General features: G+C 42.7%; 19 protein-coding genes. 3 read left to right on the top strand and 16 right to left on the bottom strand.

Annotated elements, in window-relative coordinates; translation table 11 throughout:
* Positions 1 to 48 precede the first annotated feature (48 nt).
* The 7 genes from AC1DLI_RS25990 to AC1DLI_RS25960 all read right to left on the bottom strand — a co-directional run bounded on the left by AC1DLI_RS25990 (position 49) and on the right by AC1DLI_RS25960 (position 6,179).
* Positions 49 to 954, bottom strand: coding sequence for an ABC transporter permease (locus AC1DLI_RS25990; RefSeq protein ID WP_477607363.1), 906 nt, complete (start codon positions 952 to 954; stop codon positions 49 to 51).
* A 26-nt stretch (positions 955 to 980) separates the two neighbouring features.
* A complete protein-coding gene (gene opp4B, locus AC1DLI_RS25985; protein WP_477607362.1) occupies positions 981 to 1,943 on the bottom strand; it encodes an oligopeptide ABC transporter permease in 963 nt (320 codons plus the stop codon).
* A 4-nt stretch (positions 1,944 to 1,947) separates the two neighbouring features.
* Positions 1,948 to 2,883 (bottom strand): ABC transporter ATP-binding protein, encoded by a 936-nt coding sequence (locus tag AC1DLI_RS25980; protein WP_477607361.1) that lies wholly within the window; start codon positions 2,881 to 2,883, stop codon positions 1,948 to 1,950.
* A complete protein-coding gene (locus AC1DLI_RS25975; RefSeq protein ID WP_477607360.1) occupies positions 2,870 to 3,886 on the bottom strand; it encodes an ABC transporter ATP-binding protein in 1,017 nt (338 codons plus the stop codon). Before AC1DLI_RS25975 ends, AC1DLI_RS25980 begins: the two co-directional genes overlap by 14 nt.
* Before the next feature lie 555 nt (positions 3,887 to 4,441).
* Positions 4,442 to 5,140: a class I SAM-dependent methyltransferase gene (locus tag AC1DLI_RS25970; protein WP_477607359.1), complete on the bottom strand. Its 699-nt coding sequence runs from the start codon at positions 5,138 to 5,140 to the stop codon at positions 4,442 to 4,444.
* Positions 5,141 to 5,433: 293 nt separating this feature from the next.
* The gene (locus AC1DLI_RS25965; RefSeq protein ID WP_477607358.1) at positions 5,434 to 5,604 is read right to left on the bottom strand and encodes a hypothetical protein; all 171 of its coding nucleotides are present in this window, start codon (positions 5,602 to 5,604) and stop codon (positions 5,434 to 5,436) included.
* 2 nt (positions 5,605 to 5,606) lie between these two features.
* Positions 5,607 to 6,179 (bottom strand): class I SAM-dependent methyltransferase, encoded by a 573-nt coding sequence (locus AC1DLI_RS25960; protein ID WP_477607357.1) that lies wholly within the window; start codon positions 6,177 to 6,179, stop codon positions 5,607 to 5,609.
* Positions 6,180 to 6,443: 264 nt separating this feature from the next.
* Between AC1DLI_RS25960 and AC1DLI_RS25955 the strand changes: the two genes are divergently transcribed.
* Positions 6,444 to 7,481, top strand: a complete 1,038-nt coding sequence (locus AC1DLI_RS25955; protein ID WP_477607398.1) for an oxidoreductase — start codon at positions 6,444 to 6,446, stop codon at positions 7,479 to 7,481.
* Positions 7,482 to 7,552: 71 nt separating this feature from the next.
* On the opposite strand, the gene AC1DLI_RS25950 is transcribed toward AC1DLI_RS25955, so the two are convergent.
* Complete coding sequence (locus AC1DLI_RS25950) at positions 7,553 to 7,723, bottom strand: hypothetical protein (protein ID WP_477607356.1); 171 nt, start codon at positions 7,721 to 7,723, stop codon at positions 7,553 to 7,555.
* Between the two features lie 278 nt (positions 7,724 to 8,001).
* Between AC1DLI_RS25950 and AC1DLI_RS25945 the strand changes: the two genes are divergently transcribed.
* Entirely contained in the window at positions 8,002 to 8,547 is a 546-nt protein-coding gene (locus AC1DLI_RS25945; RefSeq protein ID WP_477607355.1) for a TetR/AcrR family transcriptional regulator, read from the top strand.
* Positions 8,548 to 8,627: 80 nt separating this feature from the next.
* Here AC1DLI_RS25945 and AC1DLI_RS25940 read toward each other — a convergent pair whose 3' ends face one another.
* The 3 genes from AC1DLI_RS25940 to AC1DLI_RS25930 all read right to left on the bottom strand — a co-directional run bounded on the left by AC1DLI_RS25940 (position 8,628) and on the right by AC1DLI_RS25930 (position 11,741).
* Positions 8,628 to 8,999, bottom strand: coding sequence for a hypothetical protein (locus AC1DLI_RS25940; RefSeq protein ID WP_477607354.1), 372 nt, complete (start codon positions 8,997 to 8,999; stop codon positions 8,628 to 8,630).
* A 361-nt stretch (positions 9,000 to 9,360) separates the two neighbouring features.
* On the bottom strand, positions 9,361 to 10,278 hold the full coding sequence (locus AC1DLI_RS25935) for an NADP-dependent oxidoreductase (RefSeq protein WP_477607353.1): 918 nt from the start codon (positions 10,276 to 10,278) through the stop codon (positions 9,361 to 9,363).
* Between the two features lie 92 nt (positions 10,279 to 10,370).
* Positions 10,371 to 11,741, bottom strand: a complete 1,371-nt coding sequence (locus AC1DLI_RS25930; RefSeq protein WP_477607352.1) for an MFS transporter — start codon at positions 11,739 to 11,741, stop codon at positions 10,371 to 10,373.
* 177 nt (positions 11,742 to 11,918) lie between these two features.
* On the opposite strand from AC1DLI_RS25930, the gene AC1DLI_RS25925 reads away from it, so the two are divergent.
* Complete coding sequence (locus AC1DLI_RS25925; protein ID WP_477607351.1) at positions 11,919 to 12,803, top strand: LysR family transcriptional regulator; 885 nt, start codon at positions 11,919 to 11,921, stop codon at positions 12,801 to 12,803.
* Between the two features lie 15 nt (positions 12,804 to 12,818).
* Here AC1DLI_RS25925 and AC1DLI_RS25920 read toward each other — a convergent pair whose 3' ends face one another.
* The 5 genes from AC1DLI_RS25920 to AC1DLI_RS25900 form a co-directional block, all read right to left on the bottom strand.
* On the bottom strand, positions 12,819 to 13,613 hold the full coding sequence (locus AC1DLI_RS25920; RefSeq protein ID WP_477607350.1) for a hypothetical protein: 795 nt from the start codon (positions 13,611 to 13,613) through the stop codon (positions 12,819 to 12,821).
* A gap of 36 nt (positions 13,614 to 13,649) precedes the next feature.
* Positions 13,650 to 14,327: a hypothetical protein gene (locus tag AC1DLI_RS25915; protein WP_477607349.1), complete on the bottom strand. Its 678-nt coding sequence runs from the start codon at positions 14,325 to 14,327 to the stop codon at positions 13,650 to 13,652.
* A complete protein-coding gene (locus AC1DLI_RS25910) occupies positions 14,327 to 14,866 on the bottom strand; it encodes an RNA polymerase sigma factor (protein WP_477607348.1) in 540 nt (179 codons plus the stop codon). Before AC1DLI_RS25910 ends, AC1DLI_RS25915 begins: the two co-directional genes overlap by 1 nt.
* 323 nt (positions 14,867 to 15,189) lie before the next feature.
* Positions 15,190 to 16,023 (bottom strand): carbohydrate ABC transporter permease, encoded by an 834-nt coding sequence (locus AC1DLI_RS25905; RefSeq protein ID WP_477607347.1) that lies wholly within the window; start codon positions 16,021 to 16,023, stop codon positions 15,190 to 15,192.
* 19 nt (positions 16,024 to 16,042) lie between these two features.
* The gene (locus AC1DLI_RS25900; protein ID WP_477607346.1) at positions 16,043 to 16,933 is read right to left on the bottom strand and encodes a carbohydrate ABC transporter permease; all 891 of its coding nucleotides are present in this window, start codon (positions 16,931 to 16,933) and stop codon (positions 16,043 to 16,045) included.
* Positions 16,934 to 16,975: the final 42 nt, after the last annotated feature.

Genomic DNA, 16,975 nt, shown 5'->3' with positions numbered 1-16,975 from the left:
GGACCTTGAAAAAATAGATTTCTTCTTCACCATCATTTTCCTCCTCAATTATCCTTTTCTTTGTCTTGCATCTGTCGCACGCTTTAACGCTTGACCGACATTATTTATACTCAACATCAATACCAAAATCAGTAACGATGCAGGTAACCAAATCCACCATCTAGACTCTAGCGTTTGCGGGTCCCTAGCATAGCTGACTAAAGTACCTAAGCTCGGCGTGCTCTCCGGGAAACCGAATCCCAAAAAGGAAAGGCCGGATTCCAAACCGATATTTGCCGCCAAATTTAAAGTCATCGTGACAATAATGATGGAGCTTAAATTCGGCAGCACTTGCGACATCATAATTTTCAGGTTAGATGAGCCTAATGTTTTTGATGCTTGAACATAATCCAACTCCTTCTCCTGCAGCGCTTTGGAACGGATCAGCCTTGCAATCCCCATCCATAGAAAGGCCGTCATAATGAGCGAGAAGGATACGATGCTATATTTGGGCACGGCTGTAACAAATGCGATAACAATCATTAAGGTCGGTAAAACCATAAAGAAATCGACAAATCTCATAAAAATATTGTCAACCATCCCCCCGAAATAACCGGAGATGAGCCCTACTAGAACACCAATAAGGCCTGTAAGTAAAGTAACGATAATGCCGATAGACAAAGAATTCCGGGTCCCGATAATTAACTGTCCAAAAACATCACGTCCTCCATAATCGGTGCCAAGCCAATATTTTGAAGAAGGAGGCTGCTTCAGTTCGAATAAATCTATCGTAACGATTTGCGCCTGATCCAGAACAAGGGATATACCGTAGACTGACAAGATGACTAGGCTTAGGAAAATCAATGATAGGAAAGCGACCTTGTCCCGAACGATTTCCCGCCAGATAATGCTCCAGCCTGAAGGACTTTTGTCCAATTGCTTTTGCGCGCTTATAGGGGAGGCTGTCTTTCTCATTTTATTCACCTCAAAGTCTCGGGATCTTATTTAATTCGAATACGAGGATCAACTATCGTTAAGATTATGTCAGAAATTAATGCTCCAAGTATGGACGCTGCGCCGTACAATAAAACCAAGGCCGTAACGACACTGAAATCCCGTAGTGAGATCGAGCTCAAGAACAGCTCCCCCATTCCCGGATAACTGAAGATACTCTCAATGAAAACCGTGCCGCCGATAAGCCCCGTAATTTCATAACCAAAGAACGCTGCGATCGGTAATAATGAATTCCGTAAAATATGGCGATTGTATACTCGGGATTCTGAGGCGCCCTTTGCTCTTGCCGTTAAAATGAAATCCTTCTGCTTTGTGTCGATTATCTCGCTTCGCAGCAGTTGAACGGTTGTTACCGTTGTAATTAAAGCTATAGATAAAGCTGGTAGCAGCAAATGATAGAATTTGCTCATGACGTATTGAAGGGTACCTGGCTCCACTCCCGGAGCGATGCTTCCTCCGGTAGGAAACCACCCAAAATGAAATCCGAACACCCATAACATCAATAAAGCAAAAATAAACAACGGAGCCGCGAAGCCTATGTACGTATAGCCTGTTATCAATCGATCCGCCCATGTGTCGTGATAGCGCCCGCTAGTAATGCCAAGCGGAATCGCGATGAGGTAGGTAAGTATTAACGTTGCTAGGGATAACCAAACCGTATTCATCATCCGCTGGCCTATCAGCTCAGAAACCGGCATTTTAAAGCGGAACGATTGCCCGAAATCGCCTTGAACGGCCTTTGTAATCCAATCCCAATATTGCACATACCAAGGATTATTAAGACCTAACTTCTCACGTTGCGCATCCAGCGCAGCCGGATCGATGCTCGGATCGAGCAGGCCTGTCAGCGCATCGCCCGGCATCGCCTTAGCCATTAGAAATACAAGAATGCTCAATAATAGAATTTGAGGAACCATAATAATCATTCTTCGTACAACTGTCCTCCACATCTCCTCAACCTCTCTCAGGCAAAGCCACGAAATGTGTCTCTGATATTGGTTTCAATGGATAAGCCATGCCATCCTCGTCAAAATACTTCCCATAGGCTTGTTCGTATTCCGACTTCACCGCTTCTCGAAATCTATACTTTTCCTCGCGTTTAGCCGGATCAATATCCGGTATGGCTGATATAAGACGTTTCGTATAAATATGTTGGGGGTTATCGAAAATATCCGCTGTCGTTCCTTGTTCGACATAACGACCCTTATACATAATTCCAATCTGATCACACATATGCCGAATAATGCCGAGATCATGACTGATCAATAAATAGGTAAGGTTTAATTCTTTTTGGATGTCCTGCATAAAGTTCAGGACCTGGGCTTGTACGGACACATCAAGTGCCGACACCGGTTCATCGGCGATAATCAGCTTAGGCTTTAGTGCTATAGCTCTTGCTATGCCGATCCGCTGCCGCTGTCCTCCAGAAAATTCATGCGGGTATTTATAAATCGATTCCGGGCTTAGGCCTACCTTCTCCAATAGCTGCTGCACTTGACGCTTCTCTTCACTTGCGGATAGCTTCTCGAAATTCCGCAATGGCTCAGCGATAATATCCAATACGCGTTTCTTCGGATTCAATGAGGAATAGGGGTCTTGGAATATCATTTGGATATCTCTGCAGAATGCCGATTGTCTCTGCAAGCCGCCTGCAGCAAGCTGTTTTCCTTCAAAGAGAATGCTGCCCGATGTAATCGTGTTTAAGCCTATGATCGCTCGTCCTGTCGTAGTCTTGCCTGAGCCTGATTCACCTACAAGACCATAAGTCTGCCCCTGTTCCATGGAGAAATAAATACCGTCAACGGCCTTGACCGGTTGGCCCATTCTGCTAAAAATGCCTCCGCGATTTGGAAAATGCACCTTCAGATCGTTAACCTCAAGAAATGACATGATGACGATCCTCCTCCTTTGGATCAAGGAAGTGAAAATGCTTGTAACAGCTGCATCTGACTAAGTGCCCCGGTGATATCTCATGCATAACCGGATCTGCTTCATGCGCGGAATCATCGATCCAAGGCATCCGCGGCTTAAAACGGCAGCCATGACGAGGAAGATTTTGAAGAGACGGTACAATTCCTTGAATAACATGGAGCCTCGACTTCGCTTCATTTGCAGTCGGTATCGATTGCAGCAATGATCTCGTGTAGGGATGCTTAGCATTCGAAATAAGTGTATAAATATCGGCGATCTCAACGATTTGACCGGCATACATTACAGCCACGCGATCAGCCATTTCGGCTACGACGCCTAAGTCATGCGTAATTAGGACTATTCCTGCCTTACTATGCTCCTTCAGCTTCCTAAGCAATTCAAGAATTTGCAGCTGTATCGTTACATCAAGCGCGGTAGTAGGTTCATCAGCGATTAGCAGCTTGGGCTCATTGGCGATCGCGATCGCAATGACAACACGCTGCCTCATTCCGCCAGATAATTCATGGGGGTATCGACCGTAGGTATGCTCGGGACGCGGAATCCCTACTTTTGCTAATAGCTCGATCGCCTTATTGGTCCTGTCCTTCTTCGAAAGCTTAGGCTTATGAAGGAAAACGGCCTCTTCTATCTGAGAGCCGATTATCATAAGCGGATTTAATGCCGACAACGGATCTTGAAAGATCATCCCTAATTCATTCCCTCTTAGCTTATTTAGCTTCGAGGGAGAGATATGGGCAATATCCTGACCATTGAAATAGATGTTCCCTTCTATTCTCGCTCTTGTATGCAGCCCCATAATCGAATAAGCCAGCGCGCTCTTGCCTGATCCTGACTCCCCGACTATGGCAAGAACCTCATTTTCCCTTACCGTTAGAGTCACATCATCTACTGCTGCATAATAGTGATCCGCGATTCGAAAAGAGGTCGTTAAATGCTCGATTTTCAGCAGCTCATCATTCAATGGAATCCCCCTAGTCGTCATACTAAAGTCACAATTATCATAATATTCAGACAATTTTAGACAAAGGTAATCTAAGACTTTGGAACGAAAACAGAAATCAATACAACTAAAGTAATAATATTTACAATATTTTTTACTTAATTATGGTTAAAGACCATTATTTTATCCATATGTTAATGTTATTTTAACATTATGTCAAGGATTAACTTAGAATAATACATATTTAAATTATTATTGTTTTTATGATAATATTCCATCATTAATCGTAATTAGCGGTGAATAATAAAATTAATCTCATAATACCTACTTCTAGTTTGCTCTTTTATTCGATCTCATTGTGATAATTTATAAACAAATCGCTTCATGCAAATTATTAACCCTATTTATTCGAGGGTTCGATTATAGTTTAAATATCTAAGCAGCACGGTTCGTTCAATCGGTGAGGTATCTTAATATAATGAGCAGGCCGCCTTAGAGCCTGCTCATCCATGTACTTTATTCATCTATAGTGCAAAATCAATCCTGGTTAACTTATTGATAGTTATCTACGCTAAATCATTCCGCATGGCAAATCCATCCCGCAAAAAGTCCAGTAGAATAAAACCGGGTTATATTCGTAAAGCCCGATTCTGCCAATAGCCGTTCAATTTGATTTTCTGGAATGAAAGAAATTTTCATAATGCCACTGTTTACCAACTCATTTACTTTGGATAATTCGTTACCAGCATCGAGCCAAAAGCTTTTCCATACGTTTAATCTGTCTCGAAGTTCGGCATCATCGCGGTCTCCGTATGCGCTAACGAGTACGAATGGAGCTCCCGGTTTCATATTATCCTTAATGGTTTGGAGAAGCTTCAACTTCTCTTGAATATCGTCAATGAAGTGAAGAACCAAGATACAACTTGCCGCGTCGAACTTTGAGTCTGGAAGCGGCAGAACATCAATCGTTCCCTGGATGAGTTTGACGCGGCTTTCCAAACCTAGCTGAACTGATTTATTTTTAGCAATATTAAGCATCTCTTCAGAAGTGTCCACTCCGGTGAACGTCCATTTTGGGTTAGACGGTCCCCATGCGGCAAGTTCATTTCCGCCACCTGCGCCGATCACAAGCAAAGATGCCTCTTTTTCGCCCAATTGAGCTCGAAAATAAGATTGAACCATCGCGAATAACGCATCATATGTGGGAATTGAGATTCGGGCTTTTGTCTCGTATACAAGAGCCATTTCGGGATTGAATGTAAATTTTTCATTCATGATTAACGCCTCCATTATTTGATTAATTTTCAATATTTATATTAGGGATATAATAGATACGTTATATCTATAATATTTTCAAAAAAAGAACGGAACCTCATTCCGTCATGATTCATTTCGCTAAATCCGCTATTCTCTTGTTCTCCAGCATAGTCTGTCGCCAGGGAATATTTCATTCAGAATCACCATTAACGACATTATGAATCCATAATAACTCCAATGTTTATAAAAGGCAAGCATTTAATCTTTCACTCATTGACCAGTAACTTATAACTGGCCGTATGGAAAGTGATTTACTTTGTAGCAATGACAGCATATATACCAGGAATTCTATCCTCTGTCCCTACCGGCATTTCTTTGAAAACCCATCTTTGGATACTTCCTGACTCTTCATGAAGAGCCTTAACTGTTAACCCTGCTTTAACTAAAGATGTTACGACTTCACCTAATGTCCAACGTCTCACTTTCATCTCTTCCCATCAACCGATTGGTCGAAATAATTACCACTTGCAACAAACTGTCCACTTTCAGCCTTTAATAATTTCCAAATAACTGGATGGTATTCTCTTAGAACGAATCTTCCACCCTTACTTAGTAGGCGATTTACGATTGTAAACAGCTTTTCAATATCGTAAATGTAATGCAATACTCCCATTTCTAAGAACACAATATCAAATTTTCCTAATTGTTCAGTATCCACTTCCATCACATCTTGAACTATGTATTCAATTTCTACATTGCATGCATTAGCTAAATCATATCCGAACTTTGCATTTTCATCAGCTATATCAACTACTTTTACTTCTTTTGCACCCATCAAAGCGACGGAGACTGCTTTAGTGCCATTAGAGCCTAGAAGATTGATTATTCTTTTGTTCTTTACTTCCCCCAAATAATCAGCAAGAACTTTTAACCTTTTCCTTGGATCATTCAGTATTCTTTGAGCTTCTTGCTCTATCGAACCAAACCGATTCAGCCATATTTGATACCTATCCTTATTCCAGCTATTACAATTAATAGAGCTCATTTCTCTCTGCATCTAATCCCTCATTTCACATGAAATAAATACGTTTTTTTCAATTCTCGCCCCACCGATAGCAACAAGAACAGTTACTTTTTTCTAATCCGGCGGCTTCACCCGTTGAAATTCTTTAAAACGCGTCCCTACCCTCTAGACCACCAGCAGGGTTCTATTTATTCTGAATATCAGGAATAACCTTATTATGTTCGATTGGCGAGGAGAGAACAATATTATGTCAATAAAATTTAACTCTGAGGAGCAAAATAGAAGGAATCGAGTAAACTGCTTGAACACATTACGATAGGAAACTGGCTGCTTCAATCAAGCGTAGTCATGGCGCCTATGACGCGTTCCTTTGCCGACAACGAGTCCGGGGTCGTAGGAGACGATGTCGTAGAATATTACCGCAAGCGTGCTGCCGACGGTGTCGGCCTGATCATTACGGAGGGCATTAATCTAAGCCCAAGAGCCAAAGGCACCTACGGTATCCCTGGGCTGTATACAACGGAACAAATCCAAGCGTGGAAAAAGGTAACTGATGCGGTTCACTTAGAGGGCGGGACAATCGTGTCTCAACTCTGGCATGTTGGCAGGCTCACTCATCATGAATTAACTGGAGGATATCCGCCTCAAGCGCCTTCCCGCATTGCAGCCAATGGACTCGTTCATCGGTTACGCAAACCTTTCGAGATGCCCGAGGCGATGTCACAAGACGATATTCTTGAAGTGATTGAACAGTATGCAGCAGCTGCGAGAAATGCCATGATTGCTGGTTTTGACGGGGTTGAAATCCACGCCGCGCATGGCTACTTAATTGACCAGTTTAATTCAGAGGTTACAAATACTCGGACGGACAAATATGGCGGGGACTTATCGCATCGTCTAACATTCATGAAGGAGCTGCTAACCGCAGTCGTGAAAGAAATTGGCGCGGCGAGGACGATCGTTCGTTTCTCAGAAATAAAGGACGATATTCCGGAATTTACGTGGGATAATCCTGAACAAACACTAGCCGCCTATATTCAGATTTTCAAGGAAATGGGACTTACGGTCATTYACCCATCAACTAACCAGTTTACAAAGGTTTTCTCCAACGGAATGACATTCCATCAAGCAGTACGCAAATATTGGAATAGAATCATCATCGGAGTAGGAAGTTTAGATCCTGATTCTGCTTCCGCGGCTATTACAGCGGGAACGATTGACTTAGCTGCATTCGGGCGACCGCTCCTCGCGAACCCTGATTTTATTCGACGTTTGAAAGCCGGAACGAGCTTGACACCTTATGATGCCGCATTTCATCTGAAGCATTTGGTTTAATACGTTTTTCATCTTCACTTAAAAGGCTGCTCTTCCCTCATAAAATGACGAGAAGAGCAGCCTTCAGTTACTTAAATTTGATTTTTGGGGATACCATTCAAACTTGGGACGTAATCAGCTGCCTTGTTGCTAGTTAGCGTTTGCGCTTCTTCAGTGAAATGAGCGTTATTCTGCTGATTGTTTTTCTTATCTGCTCGGTTATCTTCGCGGTCATACTTAGGATCAGCATCATTTTTGGGCATAGCGTTCACCTCCATCTCAAAGTTAGTATGAGATGGTGGATTTCATTTTATCCCAGTTGTTTGAAACTAACTGTAGAGAGCTTAATCAAGATCGTTAATTTTCATAATAAACAAACATAAAAGCAATAATAATTCTTGATGTATTAATGAACATGTGTCTATAATTATATGCAGATACAGAACATCTGCAATTGTTAAATGAGCGCGATAGTAAAGTAATAAATAACAATAACTATATAATAATTGTTATTTATTTAAGAAAGCTTGGTGACCGCCAATTGACTAAAGTGGATCGACGAATACTCAAAACGCAGGAAGCGTTAAAAAAAGCTGTTATAGAACTGATGTCAGAGAAAAATTTTGATGACATTACGGTACAGGATCTTTCCGACAGGGCGAATGTTAGCCGTGGGACCATCTATCTTCATTATTTAGATAAATTTGATTTGCTGGATAATCTCATTGAAGAACATATAAACGTTCTAAGAGAAACATGCAGAGCGGCATCTGAATTGGATTTTACCGAATCGACTCTGATTTGGACCGAATACTTTGAACTTCATTATTCATTTTTTTCAATGATGTTAGCGAGTAAAGGCGCTCCTTATTTTCGTGGTCGGTTTCTTAACTTTCTGATCGAAGAATTTACGAATGAGGCCGATGTAGCCAAAGGTAAAAATGAGGGATTAAATGAAGATCTTCTCGTTAGGTTTGTTGCATCTGCTTTCGTAGGGGTAGTGGAATGGTGGTTTACTAATGAAAAACCTGTCCCTCATCATGTCTTGGCAGAACAACTGGGGACATTGCTAGAGAGAAATGTATAATCGGTTTATAGCTCAAGCATTGTATTGGTGCTTGAGCTTTTTTTGTTTCCCAATGGTTTCTGCTAAGATAAAGTTCAACTCTATTTAAACTCCCCATCTTCCCACATATGGATTCCCATACATAAACCATCTCCATCTGGAGCCAATTCGATTTCTTCAAGATATTCTCTTGTATTCTGGTCAAATACTCTTGCAATTAGCGCAAATTCAACTCTATGGTCCTTATCAATGCTACTGTCAATAACACCATCTAATAGCATCATGAAACCATACAAGGTATCACTAATAGCTTTTTCAGCAGCAAGCCTCTCCTCTACAGAGCAATTAGAATTAATATTCTTTTTTGCGTAACCTTTAACGTTATCCATAAGTGTCTTGCCAAAGAAATGTCCCATTTTAATCCATCTGGCGTGTTCATCGGTTGGCCATTCATTATAGTTTCCTTCAGTCATTTAATAACCTCTTCCTTCTATGTTTTAATTGTAGCCGGTTCCCAAACACAAAATTTCTTAACCATTCCTCGCCTTTCTCTCTATGGACCGCTTTGATTTTTTGCATAAATGGATGTGGTAATATTATTTACTTCATCCTCTCTAACACGTCTACTAATAGCTATATTCTACATCCTCATCTGACTTCCTATTGAAACTATTATTGAATTCTACCATAGCCAAACATTGAGCTATTCTGCTCGTTCACTTAATAAAATGAGCAGGCCACCGCAGCGCCTGCTCATCCATGTGTGATATCGTACCGAGGGAGCTCAGTCGCGCGGCATCCTGTCACTTTGAAGATATACTAAAAATAAAAAGCTTAGTTGTTCATAATAATAATTTTCCCGCGGCCGTGCCTAGTTTCGATCGCCCGGTGCGCATCTTCCGCTCGATCCAACGGGAAGACCTGCCTGATATGGATCTTAAGCTTGCCTTTTGTATGAAGATCCACCAACTCGGCAAGGCGGGACGCCGAGCGTGTGCCTCCGACGACGCGAAGCCCAAGCTCCTCAATAAGGTCGTAGGCGAAGAATGTGCAGATGCGGTTCTTGTCTCGTACCAATTCCACCGCCGCTCGGAGCCCTTCACCCCCAGCTGTATCGAAAGCGGAGTCGACGCCGTCCGGTGCGATTGCCCGTATCCTCTCGGCCAATCCTTCCTCATACGTAATCGGGATGGCACCCAGTGAACGTACATAGTCGTGGTTACTCTCACTCGCGGTGCCGATGACGGTCTTGGCTCCCCACTCCTTCGCTAGCTGTACGGCGAAAGATCCCAGCGATCCGGCCGCGCCGTTTATCAGGACCGTTTCGCCCGGTCCGACAGCGATCGCCTTCAAGGCGATGTATGCACCCTGACCGTTACCGGTCAACCCGCCAGCTTCTTCCCAGGACATGGTCCGGGGCTTGCTCACGATTTGGTCGGCGCCGACGACCACATATTCAGCGTAGCAATTCAATGTTGCGAAGCCGAGCACTTCACTGCCCACGGAGAAGCCGGTTACACCGTCCCCAACCTGATCCACGATTCCTGCGAATTCATTGCCCGGAATTTGCGGAAGATTCACCGCTACCCCATATGACGGCGTCCACCCGCTGCGTATGGCGCAGTCGTAATGCTGTACACCGGCGGCTTTCACGTGGACCCTAACTTGACCCGGGCCGGCCTGCGGATCCGGAAACTCCATAACTCTCATGACTTCCGGTCCTCCGATTGAAGTAAATGCTGCTGCTCTCATAGAACACTCCCTCCTTGGTTTTCGATCAGAATGTTTTTGCCGCTCGAACGGCTTGTTGAATGCCCTTTAAAAAACTCACAGCCATTTTGTTGTCATGCCGCTTTCCTCCTGCGTTCGGCTCTGCCGAAGTAAAAATAATAGATCAATAAAATCATCGCATGCAAGAAGGCAAGAACAAAATAAATATTACTGTACACGAACGCGACCGAAAACGAATTTGCCGCATTCCAAACAGAACTTGCACCTTGATCAATCGTCGTGCTGTAAATACTTGCGGAAACGGCTCCGGCAATAAAGTTCAGCATCGCGAGCATTCCCATGCCAACCCCTATCTGTTCCTTAGGCAGTGTCCGGGAAATCGTATTGGACAAGGCAATCATCATGAACGATTGCCCCACATTGCCGAAGATTAGAAAGATGGCGATATAAACAGGTGAGATTCCCGCAAAGGAAGACAATAGAACAAAACAGGTCAATAACAGCGAAGATGCCACATAATAAAGATATGGATTGCCTTTTGCATCCGCCAGCTTACCAGCTTTTCGAACCAGAATCGCAGTCGTGACGGCGGCCGGAGTCATCACGAAGCCGACCAGTCCAGGTGCCAGATGATTGACTTGGGACAATAACTGGGGGCTTAGAAACGCTAGCGAATAACCGATCCCGGTCGTCAGAAATGCAATCGCCAGCACAAGGGAAAAGCCTTTATTACGGAACATTTCAGGCCGGATGAATGGTTTCTCCGCGTAATGGATTCTTGTTATAAACAAGATGAACATAATCAAGCAGCCTGCAGCCGGCATCCAAGCCTCATACGTGATCGCAAGTAGCAGCAACGCCGCCGTTCCAGCGAGCAGTCCGCCGCCCATCCAATCGATGTTACCTTCATTTCCATGTTCATCATCTAAATATTTGTGGTAGTAAGGCAATGTGAATAGAATAAAGAGCGGCAAGCAGAACAGCCATCGCCAATGAACCACACTGATCACCAAAGTGGCAACGATCGGGCCGATTGCACTGCCGATTGCCAAACCGGTCATTGTTATCCCTAGAGCCCGTCCCCGGCTCTCCGGTGGAAAATAACGAACCGGGATAATACTGGCAGTTGTTGGAACTACCGCAGCCCCTACCGCCTGCAAAATCCGGCTGAGCAGAACCATCCAGTAAGCTTGGGCAACCAGGCCGATCAGGGAGCCGAATACAAAAAAGATCAGACCGAACGTCAGCAAACTTTTGAGCTTATAGATGTCGGCCAGTTTCCCATAGATCACGGTTCCGATGGCATATATCAGCAAAAAGGCTGACGTAACCCAACTTACTTGCGCGAAGGAAAGCTGAAATTCCATGCGGATCTCGGGCAATACGATATTAAACATCGTCGCACTCATCACAGAGATGACAAGTGTGAATGCAAGAATTCGAATCAATCGTTCTCCTGCTTGCTGTTGCACTCCGCTTTCCACTTCTTCACCCGCTTTCTATAGGCTAGGGCTCCACACACTTTATTCGAATAGCAAGCACTTCTTCCCGGGAAGATTGTATTCTCCTTGCATAGATTTATCTTATACCGGATAATTGATAAATAAAAATACATCTTACTCTATATCATTCATTCCCTTGAGTATATAAGGAGGTCGAAGATGGAGCTGCTGCAGCTGCAGTATTTTCGTACGGTTGCTAAAATGGAACATATGACGAAAGCGGCACAATATCTGCGGATCGCGCAACCCGCTCTTAGCAAGACGATCGCCCGCCTGGAGAAGGATGTGGGGGTGCCTCTTTTTGACCGCGATGGCAGACAAATTCGGCTCAATGCTTTCGGAAAAGCATTTTTGAATAAAGTGGAGACGGCGCTCACTCTATTGGAAGAGGGATTAAAGGAAGTATCCGATCTCGCAGGCTTGGAGCACGGGAGCATTCATTTGGCGACATCGACTCTAGAGCGTTTATCGGAACCTTTGAGCGCTTTCCTTTCTCTTCACCCGAATGTCAACTTTCGAATAACTCAAGCTTCGATGGAAGAGATGGCTCATCTCATTGAAGTCGGCGAAGTGGATATTTGCTTTACCCCATTACGTATGGAAAGGACGGATTTCAGTGCGTTGTCCGTACTAAACGAAGATGTTTATCTGGCAGTTCCTCCAGCGCACCGCTTAGCTGGTCTTCCGAGCGTACGCTTAAACGAGATGGCAGATGAGCCGTTTATCGGTTATAAAGAAGGGTATCATTTTCAAAAAATGAATGATGGTTTCTTCCATACTGCAGGGATATCGCCAAATTACGTCTGTAGGGTAGACGAACCGGCCGCCATTGCCAATCTTGTCTCCGCAGGTCTTGGCGTAGCGCTGGTCGGTAATTGCGGAGGACCGAATTCCCCGCTTCATCTGCTGTCCATCGAATATCCTGTTTGCCAACGCCATTTCCAAATCATATGGCATAACAAACGTTACCTCTCCTTGGCGGCTCGCAGTTTTAGGGATTTTGTGTTCCAGTATTTTGATCGAAATGGTGAATCGGACATCTAAAAGATGAATTGAATTCTAATTGATGTACTCAATTATGGGTTTGAAAGCCTGATACTCGTAGAAAAATTTATTATAATCACCTTTAGAAAAAATAGCGGAGACCGCTAATCGGAAAATAATTGCCCGTATAATCATTTCTTTATATAGTTCATCACCTGGAAGCAGGTCTATCTCGGAAACCTCGCTTCCTTGCCATGCTATACAATCACAAACTAAAATGGCTTCTGCATATTCTACTGGGGCAATTGTAGGAGAAAAATCAATCACCAAAGGATTCAATACTTGGTCAAAAAGAATATTTCCTGACAAATCACTATGAACAATCTGCATTTTATATTTCTCTTTTAGGCTTACCCTTCTAAGTAAATTATTTATACTGTCTTGTATCTCATGAGGTAGTTCTATTGGCAATTCATCTATTTGCCATGCGATGCGATGACCTTTGGACCAAGGATTATCGATATGATGGAAGTCTCGAAAATTAATAGAAGATAGATCGCGGTGAAATAACCTCGATACCAGAAGTTTTTCTTCTATATGACCTTTTATATCCTGGCCCATTTCATAATGAGTGCAAGCCCATCCTTTACTTACAAAAGTACCATATTTACTTCTAATAGGCTTTGATACCCTGTAACCTTGAGGATTTATTTTGTAAATAATATTCAGTAACCATTCACAATGCTGTATATCATCCACAGGTTTTAATACAGCATTACTAACTCTTACTGATGTATTCTGCCCACCTCTCAATGGTACAATATCCCCGCTAAGATTAAATGAATTTAGTATTTCTTCGGATGGCCACATTTTTTCACCTTCCTCCATTTCTTTGACTTAAAATAGTTATTGAATGGGTTGAAACGAAACATTCCAAATATCATCTTCATCTTTAATCATTTGAAAGCCAGTTTTTGTGTCTTCGCTTGATAGGAACTCAATATATCCCCGAAAATCATTTGTTTGAATGAATTTCCCTGTTCCAATATTATTAAAAGTTTTGAGGATTTGTTCTTTCGTTCCTCTATCGGAATCGGGGATTTTTTGATCCTCTTCTTTCGTCCATTGAACATACCCATTTCTATCCGTATACAATGCATAAACAACATCGTGTTTATTGTCCAATCTTGCTTGAACGTATAACTTGGCTATACTAATTGGTTCTAACTCTTTTAATTGTTGTTCATTTAAATCTTCTTGAAAGTTGCTATAAACCTCTTTTTCTTTAGCTGATAACTTGAAATTTGATGCTTCTATTGGTTGTGTCTGAGGTAAACTACCCTGATGCGGAGACGGCACATTCGTTTGAGGAACAAAGTTTGCTGCAAAAATGCCCAGTATCAATACAGCTGCGCCAACGCTTACCGTAAAGGGAGCAAACCGTCTATATCCGCTTATTTTTCTTTTCTCTGTCAAAGCAAACTCCACTTGGTTCATCCACTCTTTCGTCGGAGTTACGATTTGACTTAGCGGTGGATTAACTAAATCTTCTTCCCATTTAAAGCGGTTATTTTCCATCTTCATCAATCCTTTCTCTTTTGAAAAACTATATTCACTTTTTTTCTTGCCCTATGAAGCCGTACTTTTACAGCTGAATCCGAAATCTTTAACAAGTTCGCAATTTCTGCAATAGATAATTGATAATGCGCATACAGCACTAGGACTTCGCGAAGTTTGACAGGTAAATTCAATACTACTTTCCAAACCTCTTTCAGATTTTCATTTTGAAGAAAATCTTTTTCAGCTGAAGAAGAATTCCCTATGTCTTGTATAAAGCCGACCAGCTTCACTTTACGGAAGAAAACTTTTCTCTGATAATCGATAACAACGTTTCGCGTGATCGATAACAGCCAAGTTTTCACGGATGACTCTCCTCGAAACGATTCGAGCTTTTCGTAAGCTTTAATGAAAACATCTTGTCTAATATCATCCGCAAGGCTTCTTTGCCTAGTTAATGAATAAGCAAAGTTCCACACATCTTCCCCATGGGCTACCATTAAATCACGTAGTATTTTGTTTTTGTCATGCCCTTTTGACAAGTAATGTAGATATGTAAAATCCATCTGCACACGCCCCTCGTAAAGTAGACGATTCATCGTATTGAAGGTTACATTTTATTTTTTTCGATTTTTAGGTGAATTRAGGTACACCAAGGACCTCCACTTAACTGCCCGTTGTTTAATATCGTTTCTGCCAATATTTTACCATACGATCTTTTCCAGCTGGTTAAGTAATCGGGCTGGCACGGAAGGTCGCGGCTAAAGATACATGTTCTTATCCTCCTACCGCAGGATCGCCGCCCCTTTCTGGACTCCTCCAAACACAAAAAACATGCCCTCAGCAGGCATGTTCAATGAATAGGATAGGATTCAAACAACTTAGATCATTACCCTTTCGTCCCGCCCTGCAGTCCAAAACCCTTGGACATAAATTGCTGGGAGAGGATATACATCACGACCGAAGGAATCGCATACAGCACGGAAAACGCCGCTAGCTTGCCATACTCCACCATGCCGTATTGCCCAAAAAACTGATACAGCTTCAATGAAGCCGGGAAATTTTCAGGTGTCTGCAATAAAATATACGGAACAAAGAAATTGCCCCAGCTTCCGGAAAATGTGAAAATAGCTACCGTACAAATGCCTGGAACCATTAATGGAGCAACAACCTTGCGGATGCCAACGAATACAGATGCCCCATCGACCCAAGCGGCTTCTTCCAAGTCATTCGGCACCGAATCCATGAAGTTTTTTAGCATCCAAATACCATAGGGCATAGAGGATGCGACATAAAATAAAATGACTCCAAAAATATTATCATACAATTTCAGGCTTAAAAACAGTTGATACACAGGTACCATTACAGCTGTAATCGGCAAAGAAGTCATAAATAAAATCGTCAGCATAAATGATTTCTTATATTTCATTTGATAGCGAGACAATGGATACGCTGCGAGCAAACCTAATATGACGACGAGTATAGCTTGGCCAACTGACATGATAAGACCAATGACATATGCACGCTGATTGACACGATTGGTAATCACATCAACATAGTTGTCACCCGTTATTTGATTCGGTAATTTAAGCGATTGCATCGCGTTAGGATCAATGGATGCGACGAATACCCATAGAAGAGGAAGCAAGAAACAAATTCCGATCAAAGTAAGAATCGTATACGGCAGGACTCGATAAATCAGTTTACGATGTTTCGCATTCATACGAAGTCTCCTTGTACATTTACTCTTTCATCGAGCGGATATAGAACAAGCTAAGAATAATACCAATTAACAGCAGCAGTAAGGATATTGCGGTGCCATAGCCGAGTTGATAATTCACAAAGGCTTGGTTATACATAAAAATAGGCAATGTAGTAGTTGAAGTTCCTGGTCCTCCGCCAGTCATCGCATAGATGAGCCCAAACACCCCAAGTGTCTGCAGCGTTACGAGCATCATATTCGTTGTAATCGTATCTTTAATATAAGGAATCGTAATTTTCATTAAAATCTGCCAACCTGATGCCCCGTCTACAACGGCCGCTTCTTCAATCTCCGTCGGCACATCATCCAGCGCCGCTTGGAACACAAGCATAGAAAAAGCCGTGCCGTGCCAAATGTTCGCAAGTATGATGGTGACCATCGGAACGGTATAAAGCCAAAGGACTTCAGGAAGTCCAATGGATGTAATAATGGTATTGAGTGTACCTTCATCTCCGAAAAAGCTGTATAAGCATAATGCACATACAATTTCAGGTGTTACCCAGCCTGCCAGCACAATCGTGCCAACGACGCGCCTAAACATCTTATTTTTATGCTTCATTAGTAGTGCAATCAGAAAACCCAGCACTTGCTGACCGATAACAGCAGAGCCTATCAAGAAAACTAGCGTATGCCATATGCTGACTCTGACTGTCGGGTCTTCAAACATGCGAGTATAGTTGTCGATCCCGACAAATTTCAGCTCCTTGGCCGCTTCTCCGGTCAGTGCTAAATTCGTGAAAGAATAAAAGAAGGTCAATAAAATCGGATAAATAAAAAAAACGAGCATGATCGCTATTGATGGAAGCAAAAAATAGAGCCAAGCATATGATTTTCTTTTCTTATAGAGAACATTTCCCGTCAAACTGCTCATGCATCGTTCTCCTCCCGCATGCTGAAAATCAAAAAAAGCGGC

Source organism: Paenibacillus sp. 01T443, from assembly GCF_056398325.1.
This window is presented reverse-complemented; position numbering and strand designations above follow the sequence as displayed.